Origin of the sequence: Methylomonas subterranea (assembly GCF_024505185.1) — a bacterium.
Lineage (GTDB): Bacteria > Pseudomonadota > Gammaproteobacteria > Methylococcales > Methylomonadaceae > Methylomonas > Methylomonas subterranea.
Window position 1 is genome coordinate 26,132 of sequence record NZ_JANIBJ010000016.1, and the last position, 23,554, is coordinate 49,685.

The window sequence follows — 23,554 nt, forward strand, 5'->3', positions numbered from 1 at the left end:
ATACCTCATTGCCCCGTCTTGGCAATACCAAGCTTTTGCATGCGATAACGTAGCGTACTGGGCTTGAGATTCAGCCGCCTTGCCGCGCCTTTCGAGCCTTCGATGACCCAGCGGGTTTGCTCGAGAACGCTGAGTATATGCTCCCTGGTTATCGTATCGAGACTGGCATCGTTTGTTTGCGGCGAATCCGGGTGGCGAGCATCCGAGCTGCCCGGCAACTGATCGGCCCCTATCTCCAGAACGGCTCCGTCGGCCAGAATGACGGCCCGCTCTATGACGTTTTCCAGTTCGCGGATATTGCCAGGCCAGCGGTATTGCTGCAGACGCCGCATGGACCCAAGACTGACCGAAGTTATTTTCTTGCCGATTTTCGGGGCGAATTTGCCAAGCAAAAAATCCACCAACAAGGGGATATCTTCCAGCCGCTCGCGCAAAGGTGGGGTAGTCAACGGAAACACGTTCAAGCGGTAAAATAAATCTTCGCGAAAGTTTTTTGCCTCAACCTCATGCAACAGATTACGGTTGGTGGCGGTAATGACCCGCACATTCATCTTGATCGACGTTTGGCCACCCACACGTTCGAACTCGCGCTCCTGAATAACCCGCAACAATTTCACCTGCATATCCAGCGGAATTTCGCCTATTTCGTCCAGAAACAGCGTGCCGCCTTCCGCCAGCTCAAAGCGGCCGATGCGTTTATTCACCGCGCCGGTGAATGCGCCTTTTTCGTGGCCGAACAATTCGCTCTCGATTAAATTGGACGGCAGCGCCGCGCAATTGACTTTGATCAAAGGTTGGTTTTTACGTTTGCTGGCGGAATGGATGGCGCGGGCAATCAATTCCTTGCCCGTACCCGATTCACCTTGGATCAATACCGAGGCATCGGTTTGGGCGACGCGTTGCACCTGATTCAATAACGACCGCAAGGCCGGACTGCGGCCAACGATCTCGTCAAAGTTATGCGCCGACTTGATTTCTTCCTGCAAATACAGATTTTGCGCTTGCAGCCGGGCTTGCGCCTGTTCCATCAGTACCCGCTCGGTAATGTCGATAAACAGGGTACGCATGAATTGGCCGCTGGGATCGGTTTTCGACCACCACTGGATCCAGACAGGCCGACCATTATCCTTGCGGCGCAATTCCAGCACCACGCCGGCACTGTCGGTACCTTTTTCCACGCAGGCGAATGCCGCTCGCAGCCGGGCCTGGGCGTCGGGGGTATCGGGTACCAGGGAAATACCCCGTATACCGGGCACTTGTTCGGGACTGATGCCCAGGATGCGCAGCGCCGCCTGATTGGCCTGCAGAAAACGGCTATCTCTATCCTCGTGTACATAGGCAATCGGCGCTTCGTCGAACAGCTCCCGATAACGTTTTTCGCTGAGCCGTAGTTGCGTTTCCATGCGTAATCGGTTCAGTTCCGCGGCGGCCCGGGCGGCAAAAATCTTGAAGGTGTACAGCAAACGGGGTTGTTCAGGCATCGGTTGTTGGCCGAACAACGCCAGATGGCCGAGAATCTGACCTTCGCTGTCTTGCAAGGGCACGCCCAAATAGCTTTCCACCCCTTCTTCGTGCGGGAATTTCTTGCTAAGTTCGGATGGGTAATGACATAGATTGCCGCGCAGCACATCCTCGCAGGGTGTGCCGGATAGCTCCCATTCCTGTTGCGGTAGAAATTCGCCGTCCGCCCAGAAGGCCAGAGACCTTACCCGGGTTTTAGCCTCGGTAAATTCCGCAATAAAGCCGTTAGCAACACCGGTAGCCAGACACAGATTGCGCACCAGCGAACGCAGGAAATCGTCCCCAGTGGCCAGCACTGTACCTTCCACCACTGCCTGCAGTATGGATAACTCATTTAAATCCACGGGTTGTGTTGCCATGCCGACACCTTGCCTGGGGTTAAACAACAAAATAAACGCCGCCGGCATTCTAATCCTCCCCACCAAACCAGGCCACCAACATTGGCGGTATCCACCACTATTGGTGACACCAAAAATGCACGCGTCAAACCGAAACCCATGCATAAACACCTCAACACCATGATTTTAAATGTAATTTTTTTATGACGCGTATTTGGCACGCGGCTTGCCATATAGGGATGTGTCAGTCGGTGCTTACCGGCGACACTTCTAAATTCTAACTTTTGGAGAACACCCATGAAATCTGCTAACCCTGCCGTATCCACCACCTTAGCCACACTGCTTGCATTGAGCGCCTTAGGCGCGCAGAGTCAGGCATTCGCCGCCGACAAGCCTGATCACGAAAAATGCTACGGCGTCGCCAAAGCCGGTAAAAACGACTGCAAAACCCTGTCCAACGCCTGCGCGGGACATGCCATCATGGACAATCAAAAGGATGCCTTTATCGCCCTTCCCGCGGGCACCTGCGAGCGTATCGTCGGCGGCAGTCTGGAAATGCCGTCCGGCATGTAGGCTGAGTCTGTCATGGCGCAGTCGATTCAAGCTCCCCACATGCGCGTGGCAACAGCTGCGATTCCGGCCAATGCCGGAATCGGGCTGCGCTCCCGCCATTATCGCGACGTGTTGAATGAGCAGCCCGCAGTGGCTTGGTTTGAAGTACACAGCGAAAACTATTTCGGTAAAGGTGGAGCACCGTTGAGGTATCTGGAAGCAGTGCGCAACGATTACCCGCTCAGCCTGCATGGCGTAGGGATGTCGTTGGGCTCGGTTGACGAACTGGACAGCCGGCACCTGCGGCAACTCAAGGAGTTGATAACCCGCATCGAACCGGCGCTGGTGTCGGAGCATTTAGCCTGGAATAGTTTTGCTGGCCGCTATTTAAACGATCTTGCCCCGATACCCTATACGGACGCGGCATTGACGCATCTAGCGACGCGAATTTCCCGCGTGCAGGATTTCTTGAGCAGGCAAATTCTGCTGGAGAATCCGTCCAGTTACCTCGAGTACCGCTTTTCCAGCTATGGCGAAGCCGAATTCCTCAACGAACTGAGCAAACGAAGCGGCTGCGGCATTTTGCTGGACGTGAACAACGTTTACGTGTCCTGCCAAAACCACGGCTGGAATGCTTTGGCCTATCTGCGCGGCATCGATGCGGCGCGGGTGGCGGAAATGCATTTGGCTGGACATAGCCGGAACGCTGCCGGCGAACGCGGTATTTTGATCGATACCCACGACCGGCCGGTGTGCGAGGCGGTGTGGCAACTTTACCAAGCGGCATTGCGTATCATCGGCAAGCGGCCCACGTTGATCGAATGGGACGCGGATTTGCCGAGTTGGCAAGTCCTGGTTGAGCAAGCGGCACGAGCTGACACTTACATGAGGCAAAATTATGAACAGGCTGCATGACACGCAACGGGATTTTGCCCGCTTCGCCTTCCGGGAATCCGAGGATGTACCGGACGGCATCGTGGCTAATGGCTTGGAACCAGCGCGACGGCTAGCCATTTACCGCCACAACACGCTGTCCGGACTGACGGAAGCCTTGCGGGATGTCTACCCGGTCGTCAACCGCCTGGTGGGCGAGGGCTTTTTCCAACGTCTTGCCCGTGCCTACATCGCCAGTCGGCCGCCAAAATCCGCCTGTTTGCTGGAGTTTGGCGGCGAGTTTGCTGATCTGATCGCCGGATTTACCGACGCGCGCGGCTTGGCGTATTTGCCGGACATTGCCCGGCTGGAATGGTCGTTTCACCAGGCTTACCATGCGGAAAATGCCACACCGCTGACGTCTGCTGATTTGGCGCTTATAGCTCCGGCCAACCATGTCCGGCTGGCTTTCAAGCTGCATCCGAGCGTCCGGCTGTTGGCGTCGAGGTATCCGATAGACCGTATCTGGCTGGTCAATCAGCCCGATGATACAGACAGCGGCTTGATCGATCTCGACCAAGGTGGCTGCCGGCTGCTGTTGTTCCGCCCGAATCTGGAGGTGAACATACAGCGCTTGAGCGAGGCCGAGTACCTGTGCCTGTCCGCGCTGGCCGCCGGCGACTGTCTGGTGCAAGCGGTCGAAACAGCCATGGCCAGGCAAGCCGATTTCGCGCCGCAAGCCCTTTTGCGGGACGGTTTATCGAAAGGTTTGCTGAGCGGGTTTTACTTTGTTTAACAGGATCATGCATTATGAACACACTCGGTATCAACGACTATAAACCGGTAAGTCGCAGTCCACTGAATTACCTGACCAAGCTGGCATACATGCTTAATCGCGCAAGCCCGTTCGGCGATTTATTGCTGCGCTGCTGGGTGGCTTATGCCTTCTGGATCTCCGGCTTGCTGAAAGTGCGAAATTGGGACAGCACTTTGTACTTATTCGAGTACGAATACGCGGTGCCCTTGCTGCCGCCTGAAACGGCGGCGATTCTGGGAACGGCGATCGAACTGTGCGGGCCGGTATTGCTGGCTTTGGGCTGGCGCGGACGCAGTGCCGCCGCACTGCTGTTTCTGTTTAATATCGTCGCGGTTATTTCATACCCGGAGCTGGGCTCCGCCGGTATCGAGCAACATAAGGTTTGGGGTGTGATGCTGCTGGTTTGCATACTGCACGGCCCCGGCAAATGCTCGCTCGACGCCTGGCTGAAACCACGGCTTTTTTGCGGCTGAGCTTGGAGAGCCGCGTGCCCGCCGCCGAATTAATTCAGCCCTTGCGGGGCCGCATCGCCCTGGTACTTGCCGCCACCTCGCCGGCGGCTTCCGCCGCGGCCGAAGCCTTGGCCGAGGCGGGCACCAAAGTCATGCTGAATTATTCGGAGCAGCGGCATCGGGCTGAACAACTGGCCGAGCGTATCCGCAATAAGCGCGGCCAAGCCATGATATTTCAAGCCGATGTTGCCCAGCCCGACCAGATGACAAGCCTGTGCGACGTGCTGACCGCCTATTGGGGCCGCCTGGATATTCTGGTGGACGACAGCGGCTTGCATGCCGATGCGGTGCGAACAGCCATGCGGGCGGCACGATCGACTGAATTGATCGTTTTCGATTGCACCGGCCTGTTCCGCTATTTGGCCGGGCTTTCCCGCCCGGATGGAAGCACCGAGCAACCCTGAACGGCTTTTCAGGCTCGCCAAGGGCGGCTTCAGCTTACTCAGCGCGCGAGTCGAGCGAAACTTGATTACGAAAATTTTATCCGCTGTTAACGTACACTGCCGGAAACGGAAATCGCCGGCCCACCCATTTTTATTGCCGAGGAACGCAACATGAAACCCTATAAAGCGCCAGCGATACCCGCTTCGGAAATCACCCCCAAGGCCCTGTTTTACGCCCGCCGCAAATTCATGCAAACCGCCGGCGGCGCGGCTTTGGCGGCCTTATTGCCGCAGACGACCCGGGCCGCCGGCTCGTTCGGCGACTTGAAAAAGTCCACCTACGGCGCGGAGGAGGAATTAACCCCGCTGACAGCCATCACGGCCTACAACAACTTCTACGAATTCGGCACCGGCAAGGAAGATCCCGCCGCCCGCGCCGGCAGCTTGAAAACCCGGCCCTGGAGCGTGTCGGTCGAAGGTGAAGTACATAAACCCAAAGTCTTCGATATCGACGACATTTTAAAAATGGCGCCCCTGGAAGAGCGCATATACCGCTTGCGTTGCGTGGAGGCCTGGTCGATGGTGGTGCCGTGGCTGGGATTTCCGCTGGCGGAACTGCTGAAACGGGTGGAACCCACCGGCAACGCCAAATATGTCGAGTTCGTCAGCCTGCACGATCCGGCGCAAATGCCCGGGCAAAAATCCACCGTGCTGGACTGGCCGTACCGGGAAGGCCTGCGCATCGACGAAGCCATGCACCCCCTGACATTATTGACGTTGGGTCTTTACGGCGACGTGTTGCCCAATCAAAACGGCGCGCCAATCCGGATGGTGATACCTTGGAAATACGGTTTCAAAAGCGCCAAGTCCATCGTCGGCATCCGTTTGCTGGAACAACAGCCTGTTACCAGCTGGATGCGGACCGGCCCCAACGAATACGGTTTTTACGCCAACGTGAATCCGGAGGTGGATCACCCGCGCTGGAGCCAGGCCAAGGAACGCCGTATCGGCGAATTTTTAAAACGCAAAACCCTGATGTTCAATGGCTACGCGGATGAAGTGGCGCCACTGTACGCCGGCATGGATTTGAGCAAATACTTCTAGGCGCATGGCGATTAAAAATCTCGACAACAAAATCGTGGGCCGGATTAAAGCCGGGGTGTTTTTGCTGGCCTTGATCCCGCTGCTCAAGTTAAGCATCGGCGCATATCTGGGCAAACTGGGCGCCAATCCCATCGAAAAAATCAGCCATGTCACCGGTTACTGGACGCTGACTTTTTTGCTAATCACCCTGACCCCAACCCCGCTCAGACGCCTGTCGGGTTGGTCGTGGCCGGTAAGGCTGCGGCGCATGCTGGGTTTGTTCACATTCTTTTACGGTTGCCTGCATTTTTTAACGTATCTGGTGCTGGATCAGTTTTTCGACTGGGACGGCATTCTGAAGGACATCGTCAAGCGGCCCTATATCACGGTGGGTTTCCCGGCCTTTTTGTCGATGATCCCGCTAGCCATCACCTCCACCGATAACATGATGCGCCGGCTGGGCGGCAAATACTGGCGCTTGCTGCATACACTGGTCTACCCATGCGCCATCGGCGGCGTTGTACATTACTGGTGGCTGGTGAAAAACGACCTCAGCAACCCCATCATCTTTGCGGTGCTGCTGGGCATTTTACTGGGTACGCGGGTAGTTTACCGTCTGCGGCCAACGGGACAGGGGAAGCAATAACCGCGTAATGATAAAAGATGGCCTTGGACTTGTTTAAGGCAATGTATCGCTGATTTTGCTTAAGAACCAACGGCTGGACTGAGCTACTTGCTGCCACAATCGGGTCCATTTCTCATGGCTTTTGGCGTCTTTCAAGCATCTCAACAAGCGGGCTCGATTGGCTTCATCCATTTGCCGCCCCATGGCCAACAATAACGAATCTAGGTTATAGGGCCCCAAGCCGTCGTTATCACTCAAACTAACCGGAACGATTACAGTATTATCAAAGAGCGATAAATCCTGCTGAATGGCGTCCATGGCGGCCCGGATGTTGGCAGCCTTGACGCAATTGGGCTCTATCACATCATAGGGCGGCTGCCATTCTCGAACCGGATGCAGTTCGTCGATATGTGTAACCACAACTAACATGGGTGGAATTTTTCGGTTCGGTTGAGCCTTGAAGTGTTGCTGAAAGCCTTGTAGAAACCGGCGATCAGCCGATCTTGCGGCATTATTGGCATTACAGACCAATAGCACTAAATCGGTTTTATCCAACACTTGACTATTGTCGGCCAACCAACTGGTGATTTCGCCATAACCCGGTGTGTCGAAAATTAACCCAGAAAACTGTCCCTCTTTCTCCAGTACATAAGGCATGATGGCATCCGTGCACGACACCACGTCCGCCGCCGCGCGTGGTGAATCGAACAAGCTATTGATCAAGCTTGATTTGCCGGCATTGGTTTGTCCGGCCAGCAAAAACCGTAACGGCTCCCGAATCGATGCTGTCTTTTGAGCCTGTTGACCGTCAGCCTTAGACTTGGCTGACAAGACATCGATTTTTTGTGGCTCTACCGCCACGCGCCCACTATATAACAGAATCGCATAATGCCCTACTTTCTGGATATACATCTCCAGCAGCCAATCTTGCAGCCGGGGCAGCGTTAAGGCTAATACTTTGCTTTGGGCATAATTTTTAGCTTCGTATAAACCGCCCGTCAGGGGATTTAATATCAGCCGGCCCAAGCGTAATGCAGTATTGGCAGTACTCAAATGCTCCAGCCATCGCTGCAGATTCAAACCGTCGGCCAGGGTCACCACGTGACTCAGAGGCAAATTGCCCTGAATTTGTTCGTGCAAATCATGGCAAACCTGCTCGGCCATGCGCAACAGCTCGGTAACCGGTATATCCATTTCAGGGTGCTTTGCCTTGGGGCGATAATGCCGAGCCACCAATATCAATACCTGCTGCCCCATCGCCAGCCAGGTATCGATTTGATCCAGTTTTTGTCGCGTATCCTGGCCAATGATGGGAATCAAAGCCTGCACAGCATCCCAAGCCGCTTGATCGCGTTGCGAAAATGGCGTGTCGAATTTAATGGCGCTATCGGCCAATGGTCTTTTTTGATATCGATTGAGCTGACGTGCGGCAATCCAGACAATGCCGCTACACAATACCGCCAGATTCAGCCATAGCCAAAACCACTGCTGCTGCCACACCCACCAAGCCCCGATCACCGTCAAGGCCAAAAAAGGGATTATCCCGACAAGCAACAGTGTTAGCCAAGGCCATAACGCATGTTTCATCATGATCCCGGATTTTGCGTGAAGCGTGCTTTTAGCAACTCACGGCCACATTGCAACTGCTCCTGATAAACCGTCTTCAGCATTTTGGCGCTAAAGGCATGGCCTTGTTGAGTTTGGGCGTAGTAAAAACATAAGGTCATGCCCAGGGCATAGGTAATGGCGGCAGTTGAGAGCCCGGAAATCAAAGATCCCCAGCCGGGGATCAATTTAGCCAGTTCGCGCGCGCCAAAGCCAATGCCGATCCCACCGACACCCACCGCACTGACCACTTCGTAAACGCTCCGTTTCGTCAGCGACAGGCCGTAAATCGACGCTATGCTGTGAAACATTTTGCCTTGCAGCGCGATGACCAGCGGCATGCCGGCGGCCGGTACCGGAGTCATCGCCAACAACCCGGCGGAAACGGCATAGCCCATCACATGAGGATAGGCATGTTGCGCATAGACATCGTTGAGTTGGCCGGATTGCAGGCGGTTTTGCAATAACATGTGCCGCAAGCCCAACGGCAGCGCCGCTTCGATGGCTTCCCACAAGGCCTCCAATCCGTAATGCACCGGCTGATAGCCGTCTTCGACCCGAGTCAGATCAACGGCGACGAATTGTGCGCCCAAGGCTTTGAAATGTTGCCTTTGCACACTGATAGAGCGAGCCAAATCCGCCGGACAACGCATATCCAATCTATCCTCCGCAAACGGATAGGGTTGCGGATGGTTGCTGGCTTTACTCGGATAGCCCTCATGCAGGCAGGTCTGTATGACCAATACCGGCCATTCGGGATGTACGGCCCGAATGGTTCGAGTTGCCGACAGTACGCCATCCAACTCGTGATCCATGGCTTTGACGACCACCATCAGCAAATGCGCCTGACTCCGGCACCACGCCATGTCTTCGCTGGGATCATAGTCCGCTTCGCCCAAACCCTTGGTATCCAAAAACCGCAGGAAAGCGCTATCTTCGTTGGGAAAGTCGTAGACCGCCGACTGGCGGGTACAGGCGCGAAAACCTTGCCCGATCTCGGCGCGGCTGGAACCGGTCAAGGCCTGAATGACGGAGGACTTGCCGCTTTGGGTTTTACCCAACAACCAAAACACCGGCATGGGCATGTTTTGCCGGGCCTGTTGCAGCTTTGCATGCAGCTGAATTTCCGAAACAGCGGGATTGAGGATTCTATGGATCCACTCCCCGTGCAAAAGTTTATTGATCATGGATTTACCGGGTTGCAAAACGACATTGCCGACGCGGCAGTTTGCCACGGAATCCGTTTGACAGTGGCCGAAAAAATACGGAATTCGCCCCGCCGGCCTTGGCGGCGGCGATTTTCAGTTCAGCATTTCCCGCAGTTGCGCCAGACTGGCCTTGCCGCGCTGTTTGATTTCTTCCGGCGGCAGTTTTTTCTTGTTGGCCCATTCCAGATCGTCTTCCGGCAGTTCGCTTAAAAACCGGCTGGGTTCGGATTCGCTGATTTCACCGTAACGTTTGCGGTGGGTGCAATAACTGAAGGTCAGCGTCTTCTGCGCGCGGGTGATGCCGACGTAGGCCAGCCGGCGTTCTTCCTCGATATTGCCGGTGTCTATGCTATTTTGATGCGGCAACAGGTTCTCCTCCATGCCGATCAGAAATACATGCGGGAATTCCAGACCCTTGGCGGCATGCAGCGTCATCAGGCTGACCTGGTCGCCGGCCTCCTGTTCCTGATTGCGGTCCATAATATCCAGCAGCATGACCTTGGCAATCACCTCCGCCAGCGATTTTTCCCCGCCCGTCTCGTTATTGGCAATGCGTTGCAACCATTCGACCAATTCAAAAACATTGCCCATGCGCCGCTCGGCGGCGGCCGGGGTCTTGCTGTTTTCCCGCAGCCATTGCTCATAGTTGAGCTGCTCCAACATTTGCGGAATGACTTTAAAGGTATCTTCCCGCTCGATTTTGCCGGCGGTTTCGTTGAGCCAGCCGCAAAACTGGCGCAGCCGATGCACCGATTTTTCCGACAGGCGCTGCTGCAAACCGAATTCGGAACAGGCGTCGAACAGGCTAATATGCCGTTCGTTGGCGTAAGCGCCCAGCTTTTCCAGCGTGGTGGGGCCAATCTCCCTTCTGGGAGTGTTGATGATGCGCAGAAAAGCCGCATCGTCGCCAGGGTTAACCATCAGCCGCAGGTAGGCCAGTACGTCCTTGATTTCCGCGTAGCTAAAAAACGAGGTACTGCCGCTGATGAAGTAGGGCACGTTGTTTTCGCGCAGCTCTTTTTCGAACAAGCGCGATTGGTGGTTACCGCGATACAGAATTGCGTAATCGGCATAGCTGCCGCCGTGCTTGAAGCGGTGATGGACGATTTCGGCGGCGATTTGCTTGGCTTCCTGCTGGTCGGATTTATGGCTCAATACCCGCAGCGGCTCGCCGTAACCCAATTCGCTCCAGAGTTTTTTCTCAAAGGTATGCGGATTGTTCGAGATCAACTGGTTGGCGACTTTCAAAATCCGCCCGGAGGAGCGGTAGTTCTGCTCCAGTTTGATGACCTGCAGCCGGCTGTAATCTTTCTGCAACTGGCCAAGGTTTTCCGGTTGGGCGCCGCGCCAGGCATAAATGGATTGGTCGTCGTCGCCGACCACGGTGAAACGGCCCAAATTGCCGGCCAACAAGCGTACCAGCTGATACTGGGTGATGTTGGTGTCCTGGTATTCGTCCACCAGCAGATAGCGGATTTTGTTTTGCCATTTTTCCAACACCGGCGCATGCTGCTTAAATAACAATACCGGCAGCAAAATCAGATCGTCGAAATCCACTGCGTTATAGGCTTTCAGGCTGCGGGTGTAGGCATCGTAGAGCAGCGCCGCACCCGGATTAACGGCATCGGCGCCGGATAAGGCCTGTTCCGGGGTCACAAAAGCGTTTTTCCACTGGCCAATTTGCCGATTGTATTGCTCGACCTCGTCGATGTTGCAATCTTGCAGGCCGTGGCTGATCAGATTCCGCAACAGGGTCAATCTGTCCTGCTCGTCGAACAGGGTGATGGCGGCCTTGTAACCCAAGGTTTTGTGTTCCGCCCGCAAGATGTCCAGACCCAGCGAATGAAAGGTCGATACCCTGAGACCGCGACTTTGTTTGTCGTCCAGCAACTTGGACACCCGGCTTCTCATTTCCCGCGCCGCCTTGTTGGTAAAAGTGACGGCGGCAATATGGCGGGCGGGCGTGCCTTGCTGCACCAGATAGGCGATTTTCTCGGTAATTACGCGGGTTTTGCCGCTACCGGCGCCCGCCAGTACCAGCAAGGGGCGATCGATAATTTTAACGGCGGCTTGTTGTTGCGGGTTAAGCTTGGGGGACACGAAAAGGAAGAACCGGCTAATAAAACCCGTATTATCCCAGCATCGGACTATTTTTGCTGAGTTGCCCCGCCTTTAGCGGCGCCCCTCGTCAGCCAAAGCGGTTGGGTAGCCAGCCATTTTCCACGCAATCCCTAAAACACCATTGCGGCATGTTTTCGGTTTTGTAACTCCAGAAAAACCAGCCCAGGTATTTTTCGAAACAGGCCAGTTGGGCGGCGGCGTACCCCCGGTAAGCCACGTTCAGCTGAAAGTCGTCCATGCCGGACGTCGGGTAATCGAAGGCACCCGCCGCCCAGCTTGCGGCCATTTTTAAATCCAGGCCCAGACTCCACTCGCCGACATAAGTCGGTATGCCGGCATGAGCGATGATATCCTCGGCTTCGTTCTTCCAGTCGACCACTGCCTTGTTTAAATGACCGAATACGTCCAACTCGACATCTTCCCGAATGAAACATTGGTAGCGATGAATGTCGAAAATCACATTGCGGTATTGCGGACCGCTCATGAAGCGTTCGTATTCGCGGAAGCCGCGAAAACCGTCGTGAAAAATCACCGCCACGTCGTCCGCCCGGCAATGTCGGCGGATGATGTCGTAGCCGGCCTGGGTATAGCGTTTCAGCAACTCGGTATCAATGTCCCAGCGCGGTTCGTTGAGCACTTCGATACCGCACAAGGCCGGATGCCCGCCGTAGCGTTGCGCAAGACGCTCCAGGCTTTTCAGGGCGTAGTCTATATATTCCCGCCGGGTATGCCATTCGCAGACATCCTGGATGCCGCCGTTATCGAAACCGTTCTGACAACCGGGCGCGGCGTGCAGGTCCACCACCACCGCCAAACCGAACTCACTTGCCCAAGCGAATGCCTGGTCCAGAATGTCCGCGCCGCCTTGCACGAAGGGATAGGGGTTTACGCCGTAACTGGCGTGATAAGGGTAATCGGCCTCGAACAACCAGTGGCCGACCGGGATGCGCACGGCATTGATGCCGACTTCCGCCAGCCAGGCGAAATCTTCGCGATTGATAAAGGTACGCCAGTGTTTTTGTAATATCCACTCGGCCTTGTCGCCCAATTCGACACACCAAGCGGTTTCGTCGCGCGCCGCCATGCCGCTGAACAGGCTGGGCGTCATCCATTTTTCCAATACCAGCCAGCCACCGAGATTGACACCCCTGAGTTTTTTGACCGGTCTGTCGGCATCAATCGGCATGTTTACCTCACCCCAGCACAATACGGCGCTTGTGCATGGCCTGAATGGTCGGTTGCTTGGTTATGGTCAATACCGTCGAGTCGGGCAATTTACGGTTGATGATCTTGATCATATCGACTTCTCCCTCCGGATCCAGGGAGTCGAAGGCTTCCTGCATCATGATCCATTTGGGTTTTTGCAGCAACACCCTGACCAAACCCAGCCGTTGCTGCTGCTCCCGCTCCAGGTTTTTTTCCCAATCGGCGACTTCATCCAGTTGCGCCACCAATTCGCCGACGCCGGCCAAGCCCAAGGCATATTCCAGATCGTCCTGGGCAAAATCCTTGCTGCTGGAGGGATAACAAATCGCCGAACGCAGTTTACCGGTCGGCAAGAACGGCCGCGGTGGCATGAAAAACATAGGTTCTCCGTTCGGTAACTCGATGGTGCCCTCGCCCCACGGCCAGAGGCCGGCTATGGCTTTAAACAACTTGTTGCCGGTAAAGGCATTGCCGGCGATCAATACCCGCTCACCCGCCGTTATCTCTTCATTCAGCGATTCAATGCAAACTAAGCCGTCCAGGCGGCACAAACTGAGATTTTTAAAACTCAAGGCGGAGCGGTCTTTTTTGATCAAATGAATGCGGTGAGGATCGGGCTTGGCAATTTCCTTTTCCAGTTGTTCCAGGGCCGAGGACAGACCCAATACCCGCTCGACGGAAGCGCGCCATTCAGCCACCCGGCCCATGTTGTCGACCGGCCAGGATAAGGCGGATACCATGTGTTGAAAGGATTGCGCCGACTGCATCAGTGCGCCCAGCGTGATACTGCCCAGGATATAACGGGGCGCCGAAACCATGACGGGAAAGGCCATCGACAACACCGAATAACCGGAGCCAAACAGCATGATGCGCTCCCAGGCCTTGGTTTGCCTGTCCCAGGCATTGACGATGTCGCCGAACAGACGATGAAAATGCGGAGCCTCGTGCCGTTCGCCGTGTATCAAGGCAATGGCCAACGAATTTTCGCGGGCTTTAACCAGACCAAAGCGAAAGTTCGCTTCAACGGTCTGCCTATCGTCGGTAGCCTTGGTCAAAGGCCTGCCTATCCACCAACCCAACATGGAGGCACTGGCGGCATAGATCATGGCTATCCAGACCAGATGACCCTGAATAGCCATTTGGAAAATCCCCAAATCCAGGGTTACCGTGCCGGACAGGTCCCACAAGATTTGAGTAAAGCTCACCAACAGTAAAATGCTGTAAATCAGGCTGTGTATCAGGTCGATGGCATATTCGGTGGCGATTCTGGCGTCTTCGGCAATCCGGCCGTCCGGGTTATCGTGCTTGCCCGGCAGATGCGTTACCAGATAGTGCCGGCCTTCGTGCATCCACTGGCTGATCAGTTTATCGGTCAACCAGCCGCGCCAACCCAGCTGGATGCGGCGCTTCACCATCAAGTGTGTGACGGTGATGGCCATATTGGCGATAAATATCAATACCACCAGCCCTAACTGAGTAAAAAAGCGGGACATCGAGCGTTGATCCAGCGCATCGAACAAATCCGCGCTCCATACCGTAATCACGACCGAAATGACAATTTGCAATATGGTCAATAGCAACAGCGCCAGGGATAAGCCGCGAATGGTCGCCTTGTGCTCGGAATTCCAATAAGGTCCGGCAAGCTTGATGAACTGAATAAAAAATCTGCTGGTCGTTTGCAAAGCCATACTCCTCTTTCAAGTGAGCAGGCAATATACAAATTAGCCGTACTAATAACAATAAAAACCGTTGGCGGCAGAGTGTGGCTTCCAGCGGCGCGACGTAGCGAATCCCCCCCTGTTTCCAGACCGCCGCGCATAAAAAAGCCGGTTTGGCTTTAAAACCCAAACCGGCTTTTTGACGCTGACACAATCCGCTTAACGCTTCATGGAATCAAAAAATTCGGCGTTGGTCTTGAAGTCTTTGAGCTTGCCCAATAAAAATTCGGATGCGGCCAATTCGTCCATCGGTTGCAGAATTTTGCGCAGGATCCAGGTTTTTTGCAGTTCGTCCGGATCGACCAGATATTCTTCGCGGCGGGTGCCGGAACGGTTGATATTGATGGCGGGGTAAATGCGTTTTTCGGCGATTTTGCGTTCCAGATGCAACTCCATGTTGCCGGTGCCCTTAAATTCCTCGAAGATCACCTCGTCCATGCGGGAGCCGGTTTCCACCAACGCGGTGGCGATAATGGTCAAACTGCCGCCTTCCTCGATGTTTCTGGCCGCGCCGAAGAAGCGCTTGGGCTTTTCCAGTGCGTTGGCATCCACACCGCCGGACAACAATTTGCCGGAGGACGGCACTACCATATTGTAGGCGCGGGCCAAGCGGGTGATGGAGTCTAACAGAATGACCACGTCGTGTTTATGTTCGACCATGCGGCGGGCTTTTTCAATGACCATGTCCGCCACCTGCACATGGCGGGTGGCCGGTTCGTCGAAGGTGCTGGACACAACTTCGCCGCGCACGCAGCGTTCCATTTCCGTCACCTCTTCGGGACGCTCGTCGATCAGCAGCACGATCAGATAGCATTCGGGATTCTTCTCGGCGATCGCATGGGCGATGCTTTGCATGATCATGGTTTTACCGGCCTTGGGCGGCGATACGATCAAGCCGCGCTGACCCTTGCCTATGGGAGCGATCAAATCGATGATGCGGGCGGTAAGGTCTTCGCTGGTACCGTTGCCTTGTTCCAAACGGAAGCGTTTGTTGGCGAATAAGGGCGTCAGGTTGGAAAAGGAAATTTTGTTCTTGGCGTGTTCGGGCGATTCGAAATTGATGCTCTCGACCTTGAGCATGGCGAAATAGCGTTCGCCTTCCTTGGGCGGGCGGATTTTGCCGCTGACCGTATCGCCGGTGCGCAGGCCGAAGCGCCTGATTTGGCTGGGCGAAACATAAATATCGTCCGGGCCGGCCAGATAAGAACATCCGGGCGTGCGCAGAAAACCGAAGCCGTCTTGCAGAATCTCCAAAACCCCATCCCCGAATATATCTTCCCCACTCTTCGCCTGCTTCTTGAGAATGGCGAAAATCAATTCCTGCTTTCGAGCTCTGTCGATATTTTCTAAACCCAGGGATTCGGCAATGGCAATGATTTCAGTGGCTTGTTTAAGTTTTAACTCGGTAAGGTTCATAAGGGTTATGGGAAAAGAAGAAAAGCAAAACGGCATGAAACCGTTTATGGCAGAGGTCGTTGTTGGAAAAAATACGAAGCTTATGGATGCGTAAGAGGCAAGCGCGGGCGATTTTAGCGCAATTACCGGACTTATCAAAACGATTTGTTGAAAAGTCCGGTGATCGGGAGCGAAATATTAGATGTTACTATCGATAAATGCGGTCAATTGCGACTTGGTGAGCGCACCCACCTTGGTCGCTTCCACTTCTCCGCCCTTGAACAGCATCAGCGTGGGAATGCCGCGCACGCCGTAATGCTGAGGGGTTTTGGGGTTTTCGTCGATATTCAGCTTGGCAATAGTCAATTTGCCTTGATATTCAGCCGCAACCTCATCCAGAACCGGTGCAATCATTTTGCAGGGACCGCACCATTCGGCCCAGTAATCCACTAACACCGGACCGTTGGCTTTAATTACCGTATCGTTAAAATCAGCATCTGATACATGAAGGACTAAGTCGCTCACGCCGTTCTCCACTAGTTTACAAAGCCAAAACTATAGTAATGTCCACCCGCGATTGTCAATCGATTTCATCGGCACGGCATTTTACGATATGCTATCGGCCTATGAAAAAAGCACATCTGACGGAAACACGTTTTAGCAATCTGGAGCTTTCCGACTCCATCATCAAAGGCCTGAAGGAAGCGGGATTTATCAACTGCACACCGATACAGGACAAATCGCTGCCGCTGGCCTTGCGCGATAAAGACGTCGCCGGCCAGGCCCAAACCGGCACCGGCAAGACCGCCAGTTTCCTGCTGGCCACCTTTCAGCGCCTGTTGAACGACGAAAGCGAGCAGATCAAAAATCCTCGCGCCCTGATTGTGGCGCCCACCCGCGAGTTGGCGATTCAGATTCACAAAGACGCGCTGGTGCTGGGCAAATATCTGAACCTGAAGTTCGCCCTGATCTACGGCGGCACCGATTACCAAAAACAGCTCGACAAGCTGAAAACCAATGTCGACATCATTATCGGCACCCCCGGTCGCATCATAGACTTTTATAAACAAAACGCCTTTACGCTGGACAACATTCAGGTCACCGTGATGGACGAAGCCGACCGCATGTTCGACCTGGGTTTCATCAAGGACATCCGCTTCCTGTTGCGGCGCATGCCGCCGCCGGAAAAGCGCCTGAATCTGCTATTTTCGGCTACCCTGTCGTACAAAGTGACCGAATTGGCCTATGAGCACATGAACAATCCGGTGCTGATCCGTATCGAATCGGAAGAAGTCACCTCCAAGGCCATCAATCAAATCGCCTACTGCCCGGCGAATGACCAGAAAATCCCGTTGTTGCTGGGACTATTGAAGCACCACCAGCCGCAGCGCAGCATCGTATTCGTCAATACCAAGCGTTGCGCGGAACGACTCGACGACTACCTGGATGCCAACGGCTACAAGGTAGCCATGCTCAGCGGCGACGTACCGCAGGAAAAGCGCCAACGGCTGCTGAACGATTTTCAGGAAAACCGGGTTACCTTATTGATAGCCACCGACGTGGCGGCGCGCGGCCTGCATATCCCCGATGTTTCGCATGTGTTCAATTACGACCTGCCGCAGGACGTGGAAGATTACGTGCACCGCATCGGCCGTACCGCCCGCTTCGGCGCCAGCGGCGAAGCCATCAGTTTTATCTGCGAGGAATATGCTTATTCGATGCCGGACATCGAAGACTATATCGGCGAAAAAGTACCTGTTGCCTCCATAAGCCCTGAATTACTGGTCGAGGACGTCGTCAAGCCGCGGCGGAAAGAGCCGCGCGAAAGAGTCATCCCGCACGACAAGCGGCCGCCGCGTCCGCGCCAGGAACGCAAACCTCGGGAATTCAAACCCGGAAATCCGGAATCAGCCCAACCATTAGGGCCCGAAAATCCTCCGCTGCCGGAAACTCCGTAATTTGTCGAACCGGCGACCGGCTGTCGGGCTTGCTGATGGCCGCCAGATACGCAATGCCGAAGCTTTGCGCCGAGCGCAACACCGGCAAACTGTCGTCCACCAGCAGGCAGCTGGTTTTTTCCAGGACGTGGGTTTCTTGCAGCGTACGCCAAAAACCCTGCTGTTCCTTGGCAAAGCCATAGTCGTGCGACGAAACGATAGCGTCGAAAAATTGCCTTAAACAGGTTTTTTCCATTTTCAGGGACAAACTGCCGCGATGCGCATTGGTCACCAACAACAGGCGGCGCCCACTACCGCGCACCGCATCCAGAAACTCGGTGACATGCGGATGCACCGCAATCAACCCGGCCAGCTCCTGTTTCAGGCCGGCGATATCCAATTTTAATTCCGCGCTCCAGTAATCCAGGCAATACCACTCCAGACGGCCTTCCATGGCTTTGAAGCGCGGCCGCAATTGATGCTTGGCCTCTTCCAGCGACAAGCCATGCAGTACGGCAAACCGTTGGGGAACGAATTCCTGCCAGAAGTGATTGTCGAAATTCAAATCCAGCAAGGTGCCATCCATATCCAGCAATACAGTTTCGATTTTTGTCCAATCCAACATAATGACTCCCTGACGATTCAATGTAACCCCGATGTTAGCGAAAAAGCCGAGGCTTTGTCAGCACGGCTCTGTTACGATTGGACACCCGACAACCGACCGATTTCGCCATGTCACGAAAAATGCCCATTATTCACAGTAAGGCGGTGATTGCGGAAACCCGCCAATTCCGTATCGAAGCCCTGCAACTGGAATTCAGCAGCGGCCAGCAGCGTCGATACGAACGTCTGGCGCGGGGCGGTTCGCACGGCGCCGTGCTGGTGGTGCCAATGCTGGATCACCAAACCGTCCTGCTGGTCAGAGAATATGCCGCCGGACTGCATCGCTACGAACTGGGCCTGCCCAAGGGCAAGATAGACCCCGGCGAAGACAATCTGAGCGCCGCCAACCGGGAGCTGAAGGAAGAAGTCGGCTACGGCGCTCGGCGCCTACGGCATCTGCATACGGTATCCATGGCCCCGGCCTATCTGGAGCACACCATAGACATCATTCTCGCCGAACAACTGTACCCGGAAAAACTGGCGGGCGACGAGCCGGAAGAACTGGAAGTGGTGCCCTGGAGCATACACGAAATCGACAGACTGATGCGCTGCGGCGAATGCAGCGAAGCGCGTTCCATAGCCGCCTTGTATTTAACCGCCGCCCATCTGCGCGACAGGCTTATCGATCAGCCAAGGCCTTGAAATAGGCTTGCCAATCGAACCAAGGCCCCGGATCATCCTTTCTGCCCGGCGCAATATCGCTATGGCCAACTATCCTGTCCCGACTCAACTCGGGAAAGTGCACGAGCAATAGCCGGGTCACCTCGACCAGTCTTTGGTACTGCCGCTCTTCAAAAGCCTGATTCACCGAGCCTTCCAATTCGATGCCGATGGAATAATCGTTGCAGCGCTGCCGGCCTTGAAATTGCGACAGGCCGGCATGCCAGGCCCGCCGGTCGAAAGGAACGAATTGCAACAACTCGCCATCGCGGCGGATCAACAAATGCGCGGATACCTTCAGCGGGGCAACTTCCGCAAAATAGCGGTGTTCATGCGGATTCAAGGCATTGCAAAACAGCTGCTCGATATACGGGCCGCCAAACTGCTCGGGCGGCAGACTGATGCAATGGATCACCAACAGGGAAATATCGGCGGCGTCCGGTCTGGCATCGCAATTGGGCGAAGGCAGGAATCTGGCTTTATCGATGCGATGGTCAAGAATATTCATGCAATTGTGTTAAGCGTAAATAGCGTATTTTCCCACAATCCGCCGCGCCGCTGACGCCAGGAAGCCCTTTGGCATGGTTTATAATGCCGTACTTGTTAATGCTTAGCTTGGATACCCTTGATGAAACCGCAGCCCAACCCGACAGACATTGCCGCCTACCTAGCCGAAGATGTCGGTAGCGGCGATCTGACCGCCGGCATTATTCCGGAAACCACCAATGCCAGCGCCCGGGTCGTCACCCGCGACAACATGGTGTTATGCGGCCAAGCTTGGTTCGAGGCAGTGTTCCGGCAACTGAGTAAGGACATCGTCATCGAATGGACTTGCAATGAAGGCGACGATGTAACCGCCGGCGGCACGCTTTGCCAACTGCGAGGCCCTGCCAGGGCCTTGTTAACCGGCGAACGCACCGCCTTGAATCTGCTGCAAACCCTGTCGGCCACCGCCAGCGTGGCGCGCCGATATGCGCGGGCCGTCGCCGGCACGGATTGCAAAGTGCTGGACACCCGCAAAACCATACCCGGCCTTAGATTGGCGCAAAAATACGCCGTCGGCTGCGGCGGCTGTGTCAATCACCGGATTGGTTTGTTCGACGCGATTTTGATCAAGGAAAACCATATCATTGCCGCCGGCTCCATTAGCGCGGCGATAGCCAAAGCCAGAACGCTCGGCAATGTGATGGTGGAAATAGAAGTGGAAAACATGGAGGAATTGCGTGAGGCGCTAACGGCGCAACCCGATCGCATCATGCTGGATAACTTTTCCGTTGACGATTTGAGACGCGCGGTGGCAATAAACCAAGGCAAAGTCGAATTGGAGGCATCCGGCAATGTAGGCTTGGCAGACATTCGCGGCATAGCCGAAACCGGCGTGGATTACATTTCGATCGGTGCCTTGACCAAAAATGTCGCTGCCATCGATTTATCTATGCGCATCGAATTATCTACCGCCTAACGATCATGAAGCCAGTGCATCGCCCCGGCAAATGAAAGACAGTCGCGATGATGAACTTGCGAACGCGACTATGCGTCGCTCCCACCATGACTTTCAGAGTAGACAAAAGCTTGATTGGCGGGCGTTATAACAACCCGCCAATGCCGGACCCCATAGTCAGCTTCGACTCAGGAAACCACGTTAAGATTTTCGTTTTCGTACAAGCGTGTTTTTTTCCAATTTACAAATTTGCTGTCGTCGAAATGCGCATCGTGATCGATGGCATGCTCATAACAGCTGCGGAACAGTCGCGCGGTACGAAAAGCATGCAATTCGTCATCGGCGGTAACGGTTTGTACGTTGCCGACCTGGAAGGTTTTATTTCTCGACTTGCCGTCCTTCACCCAAAACACCGTGTAGCACAAATAACTTTTATCCTTGCGGTGATCGAATTTAATCGTGCGGGACACCCCGGTAACCCCGGTGGTAGTCTTGTTTTTCGGCGGCTTTAAAAAACGGGTCTTGCTGCCTTTCAGCACAACCAGCATTTGGTCCCGCCATGTAATGGCAGCCTTCAAAGACTTGGTTTTGCTGCCCCACAGCTTATGGGAAAAATAGCGGCTGCTTTCTTTACCGCGCCGGACGATGCGAACTTGGAAACCAAATGCATCGGGTTCTGTTATATGTTTAACTTTTGCCATACGTATCAACCTTCAATCAACAAAAGCCCACAAGGTGATCCTGTTAGTCCGATACCATCCGTTAGTCATGTAAGCGTTAGACTACAAATTAACGTTAATTTGTCAGTTGCGCAAGTTAAATTTACTAGGATTGATACATGATTCCCTACTAATTTAGTGTAGAATAGCGGTCAGCCCTATCTGATAGGCGGATTCACCCTCATAACTTTTTGTTTTATAAATGAATTTGGAGAGAAATCAATGAGCGTTTTAGTAGGAAAGCAAGCACCTGATTTTACAGTTCCAGCCGTATTGGCCGACGGCCAAATCGTTGACTCGTTCAGCTTTTCCGAGGCAACTCGCGGTAAATATGCCGTGGTTTTCTTCTACCCACTGGATTTTACCTTCGTCTGCCCTAGTGAATTGATCGCATTCGACCACCGTATTGATGAGTTCAAAAGCCGCGGCGTGGAAGTTATCGGCGTCTCCATCGACTCTCACTTTACTCACAATGCCTGGCGCAATACCCCGGTCAACCAAGGCGGCATCGGCCCGGTCCGTTACACCTTGGCGGCAGACATCAGCCACGGCATCTGCAAGGATTACGATGTCGAATCCGCCGGCGGCGTCGCCTTCCGCGGCAGCTTCCTGATCGACAAAAACGGCCTGGTTCGCCACCAAGTGGTCAACGATCTGCCGCTGGGCCGCAATATCGACGAAATGCTGCGCATGATAGACGCCCTGCAATTCCACGAAGAACACGGCGAAGTTTGCCCGGCCGGCTGGAACAAAGGCGATTCCGGCATGAACGCCAGCCCTGCCGGCGTGGCGGAGTACCTGAGTCAAAATGCTGACAAACTGTAATTTTTAGCTGTCCCAGCGTAAACAAAAGGCGCATTGTTTAGGCAATGCGCCTTTTTTAATATAGGCCCGTGCCGTAAAAACAACCGGGGCAGGTTTTATTGCATGAGTCGAGGCGGCAACTTCATGATCGTCAGCTTGAAACCCAAATCAATTCCAGGCGATTAATTTTTCGGCATGACCGACGCGAAAGACCCCGAGCACCCTCCGCACGGAATCCGCAACATGCGCGACCATGCTCAAGCAGAAAAATTTACATTGGGACGTTGACTACAAACCGGACAAAGCGCGCGAACAGCTTCGACCGGCGACAAGAGGGCGTCTCTCTATCAACCGCGCAACCAAAGCCCCCTCGCCTATTGTTGAACATCTTGCTGAAGATTGAACGAATGGTTCTGCCATGCCCACCGATTTTAGGCCTCAAACCCAATCGGGCTGAAAGGACGGTCGGATTCGTCTCCGTAAAGCCAGGAAAGACCGGCCGACCCCGGCCCATCGATACGGCTGGCCGAATAGGCGTCCAGCAACGGGGTAATATGCCGCACCGATTCTGGTGTGGCGTACACAAAATATCGAGCACCATCGTCGCTCCAACCGCCGAACATCGCCATGCCCGCCGGCCCGTTTCGCGCCACATAGGCGGCACGGAAGGCGCCTAACAGCAGCGCCATTTCTCCGGATTCGTATTCCCGCTTCGACAACGTGATGCGGTACCAACTGGTAATTTTCGTCATGCCTCGCCTGCTTTCTATCAATTGCCTTAGTTCGCCCGGCGGGCCAACTCAAAACGGATTAGCGCCGTTTCCAGCCCGACGGAGTTTGCACAAAATGTCCGCCCGCCGCCTGCCCGATGACTTTTTGCGCGGTCAGCTTGGCTACTTCCTCGGCCGGAACGCCGTTCTTGGCGGCTATGCGCTGGTACTCGGCGCGCCGCTGCGCGTTGATACTATCGACCAGCGCTTTTACGTCCGCCGGCGCATTGCCATCAACCAGGCCCAGATAGCCGTTCATCAACTCGCCCACCAGACCGGCCGCCTTGGCCTGCCCCAAATCCGCCGCGTTGACTGGCGTGATCGCAAACCAAAGGCAAAAGGTTAAGGCCGCCAACAGTTTTATCGCATCATTGTTTTTCATCGTCCACTCCTTTAAAACAGGTCTTTGTTGCCACTAATCAGTGCGTCTACATCTTTTTCCACCTTCAAGCGTATTTCGTGTTCGATTTTGACGTTCATGGTGATTTCGATGGGTTTTTCCGGCGCTTCCAATCTGACTGACGGCGAACAGCCGCTCAGATACAGGGCTGCGCCGATGACGCCGATAATATTGATTGCACTCCAATTCATTGGTTTCTCCGC

Annotated in this window: 25 protein-coding genes; 11 read left to right on the forward strand and 14 right to left on the reverse strand. The window is 54.6% G+C overall.

Translation table 11 applies throughout. The features are described 5' to 3' along the window. Window positions 1-5: 5 nt before the first annotated feature. A complete protein-coding gene (locus tag NP590_RS10010; protein ID WP_256602236.1) occupies window positions 6-1,880 on the reverse strand; it encodes a sigma-54-dependent Fis family transcriptional regulator in 1,875 nt (624 codons plus the stop codon). Window positions 1,881-2,156: 276 nt separating this feature from the next. Here NP590_RS10010 and NP590_RS10015 point away from each other — a divergent pair, with 276 nt between their 5' ends. From NP590_RS10015 to msrQ, 7 genes are all read left to right on the forward strand, one after another. Next, window positions 2,157-2,432, forward strand: coding sequence for a BufA1 family periplasmic bufferin-type metallophore (locus NP590_RS10015; RefSeq protein WP_256602237.1), 276 nt, complete (start codon window positions 2,157-2,159; stop codon window positions 2,430-2,432). Window positions 2,433-2,444: 12 nt separating this feature from the next. Next, the gene (bufB, locus tag NP590_RS10020; protein ID WP_256602238.1) at window positions 2,445-3,326 is read left to right on the forward strand and encodes an MNIO family bufferin maturase; all 882 of its coding nucleotides are present in this window, start codon (window positions 2,445-2,447) and stop codon (window positions 3,324-3,326) included. After that, window positions 3,310-4,080 carry an HvfC/BufC N-terminal domain-containing protein gene (locus tag NP590_RS10025; protein WP_256602239.1) on the forward strand — a complete coding sequence of 257 codons (771 nt, stop codon included), beginning with the start codon at window positions 3,310-3,312 and terminating at the stop codon, window positions 4,078-4,080. The genes bufB and NP590_RS10025 overlap by 17 nt, the downstream gene beginning before the upstream one ends. Before the next feature lie 14 nt (window positions 4,081-4,094). Further along, window positions 4,095-4,574 (forward strand): DoxX family protein, encoded by a 480-nt coding sequence (locus tag NP590_RS10030; RefSeq protein WP_256602240.1) that lies wholly within the window; start codon window positions 4,095-4,097, stop codon window positions 4,572-4,574. After that, window positions 4,529-5,017, forward strand: a complete 489-nt coding sequence (locus NP590_RS10035) for an SDR family NAD(P)-dependent oxidoreductase (RefSeq protein WP_256602241.1) — start codon at window positions 4,529-4,531, stop codon at window positions 5,015-5,017. The genes NP590_RS10030 and NP590_RS10035 overlap by 46 nt, the downstream gene beginning before the upstream one ends. A gap of 150 nt (window positions 5,018-5,167) precedes the next feature. Continuing rightward, complete coding sequence (gene msrP, locus NP590_RS10040; RefSeq protein WP_256602242.1) at window positions 5,168-6,100, forward strand: protein-methionine-sulfoxide reductase catalytic subunit MsrP; 933 nt, start codon at window positions 5,168-5,170, stop codon at window positions 6,098-6,100. A gap of 4 nt (window positions 6,101-6,104) precedes the next feature. Beyond that, on the forward strand, window positions 6,105-6,725 hold the full coding sequence (gene msrQ, locus NP590_RS10045) for a protein-methionine-sulfoxide reductase heme-binding subunit MsrQ (protein WP_256602243.1): 621 nt from the start codon (window positions 6,105-6,107) through the stop codon (window positions 6,723-6,725). Between the two features lie 33 nt (window positions 6,726-6,758). Here msrQ and NP590_RS10050 read toward each other — a convergent pair whose 3' ends face one another. The 7 genes from NP590_RS10050 to trxA form a co-directional block, all read right to left on the reverse strand. Beyond that, the gene (locus NP590_RS10050) at window positions 6,759-8,294 is read right to left on the reverse strand and encodes a GTPase (protein ID WP_256602244.1); all 1,536 of its coding nucleotides are present in this window, start codon (window positions 8,292-8,294) and stop codon (window positions 6,759-6,761) included. Beyond that, on the reverse strand, window positions 8,291-9,496 hold the full coding sequence (locus NP590_RS10055; RefSeq protein WP_256602245.1) for a GTPase family protein: 1,206 nt from the start codon (window positions 9,494-9,496) through the stop codon (window positions 8,291-8,293). The genes NP590_RS10050 and NP590_RS10055 overlap by 4 nt, the downstream gene beginning before the upstream one ends. 114 nt (window positions 9,497-9,610) lie before the next feature. Next, window positions 9,611-11,617, reverse strand: a complete 2,007-nt coding sequence (gene rep / locus NP590_RS10060) for a DNA helicase Rep (RefSeq protein WP_256602246.1) — start codon at window positions 11,615-11,617, stop codon at window positions 9,611-9,613. Window positions 11,618-11,705: 88 nt separating this feature from the next. Continuing rightward, entirely contained in the window at window positions 11,706-12,824 is a 1,119-nt protein-coding gene (locus NP590_RS10065; protein WP_256602247.1) for a glycoside hydrolase family 5 protein, read from the reverse strand. A 7-nt stretch (window positions 12,825-12,831) separates the two neighbouring features. Then, on the reverse strand, window positions 12,832-14,532 hold the full coding sequence (locus NP590_RS10070; protein ID WP_256602248.1) for an ABC transporter ATP-binding protein/permease: 1,701 nt from the start codon (window positions 14,530-14,532) through the stop codon (window positions 12,832-12,834). 189 nt (window positions 14,533-14,721) lie between these two features. Further along, window positions 14,722-15,978, reverse strand: coding sequence for a transcription termination factor Rho (gene rho / locus NP590_RS10075; RefSeq protein WP_256602249.1), 1,257 nt, complete (start codon window positions 15,976-15,978; stop codon window positions 14,722-14,724). Window positions 15,979-16,155: 177 nt separating this feature from the next. After that, complete coding sequence (gene trxA / locus NP590_RS10080) at window positions 16,156-16,482, reverse strand: thioredoxin TrxA (RefSeq protein ID WP_013820898.1); 327 nt, start codon at window positions 16,480-16,482, stop codon at window positions 16,156-16,158. 101 nt (window positions 16,483-16,583) lie between these two features. On the opposite strand from trxA, the gene rhlB reads away from it, so the two are divergent. Next, window positions 16,584-17,915, forward strand: coding sequence for an ATP-dependent RNA helicase RhlB (gene rhlB, locus NP590_RS10085; protein ID WP_256602250.1), 1,332 nt, complete (start codon window positions 16,584-16,586; stop codon window positions 17,913-17,915). On the opposite strand, the gene yrfG is transcribed toward rhlB, so the two are convergent. Next, window positions 17,845-18,519: a GMP/IMP nucleotidase gene (gene yrfG / locus NP590_RS10090; protein ID WP_256602251.1), complete on the reverse strand. Its 675-nt coding sequence runs from the start codon at window positions 18,517-18,519 to the stop codon at window positions 17,845-17,847. The genes rhlB and yrfG overlap by 71 nt on opposite strands. Window positions 18,520-18,626: 107 nt before the next feature. On the opposite strand from yrfG, the gene nudE reads away from it, so the two are divergent. Continuing rightward, window positions 18,627-19,199 carry an ADP compounds hydrolase NudE gene (gene nudE, locus NP590_RS10095; RefSeq protein ID WP_256602252.1) on the forward strand — a complete coding sequence of 191 codons (573 nt, stop codon included), beginning with the start codon at window positions 18,627-18,629 and terminating at the stop codon, window positions 19,197-19,199. On the opposite strand, the gene ampD is transcribed toward nudE, so the two are convergent. Beyond that, window positions 19,177-19,725, reverse strand: a complete 549-nt coding sequence (gene ampD, locus NP590_RS10100; RefSeq protein WP_256602253.1) for a 1,6-anhydro-N-acetylmuramyl-L-alanine amidase AmpD — start codon at window positions 19,723-19,725, stop codon at window positions 19,177-19,179. The genes nudE and ampD overlap by 23 nt on opposite strands. 120 nt (window positions 19,726-19,845) lie before the next feature. Between ampD and nadC the strand changes: the two genes are divergently transcribed. Then, entirely contained in the window at window positions 19,846-20,679 is an 834-nt protein-coding gene (gene nadC, locus NP590_RS10105; protein WP_256602254.1) for a carboxylating nicotinate-nucleotide diphosphorylase, read from the forward strand. Between the two features lie 167 nt (window positions 20,680-20,846). Here the strand turns inward: nadC and NP590_RS10110 are convergent, their stop codons facing one another. Continuing rightward, complete coding sequence (locus NP590_RS10110) at window positions 20,847-21,359, reverse strand: hypothetical protein (protein WP_013820904.1); 513 nt, start codon at window positions 21,357-21,359, stop codon at window positions 20,847-20,849. 240 nt (window positions 21,360-21,599) lie between these two features. Between NP590_RS10110 and NP590_RS10115 the strand changes: the two genes are divergently transcribed. Continuing rightward, window positions 21,600-22,202, forward strand: a complete 603-nt coding sequence (locus NP590_RS10115; RefSeq protein ID WP_256602255.1) for a peroxiredoxin — start codon at window positions 21,600-21,602, stop codon at window positions 22,200-22,202. Window positions 22,203-22,612: 410 nt separating this feature from the next. On the opposite strand, the gene NP590_RS10120 is transcribed toward NP590_RS10115, so the two are convergent. From NP590_RS10120 to NP590_RS10130, 3 genes are read right to left on the reverse strand one after another with little or no spacing between them, the layout of a single operon-like run. After that, the gene (locus NP590_RS10120) at window positions 22,613-22,933 is read right to left on the reverse strand and encodes a hypothetical protein (protein WP_256602256.1); all 321 of its coding nucleotides are present in this window, start codon (window positions 22,931-22,933) and stop codon (window positions 22,613-22,615) included. 58 nt (window positions 22,934-22,991) lie between these two features. Beyond that, complete coding sequence (locus NP590_RS10125; protein ID WP_256602257.1) at window positions 22,992-23,333, reverse strand: YdbL family probable chaperone protein; 342 nt, start codon at window positions 23,331-23,333, stop codon at window positions 22,992-22,994. A gap of 11 nt (window positions 23,334-23,344) precedes the next feature. Beyond that, a complete protein-coding gene (locus NP590_RS10130; protein WP_256602258.1) occupies window positions 23,345-23,542 on the reverse strand; it encodes a YnbE family lipoprotein in 198 nt (65 codons plus the stop codon). Window positions 23,543-23,554 lie beyond the last annotated feature (12 nt).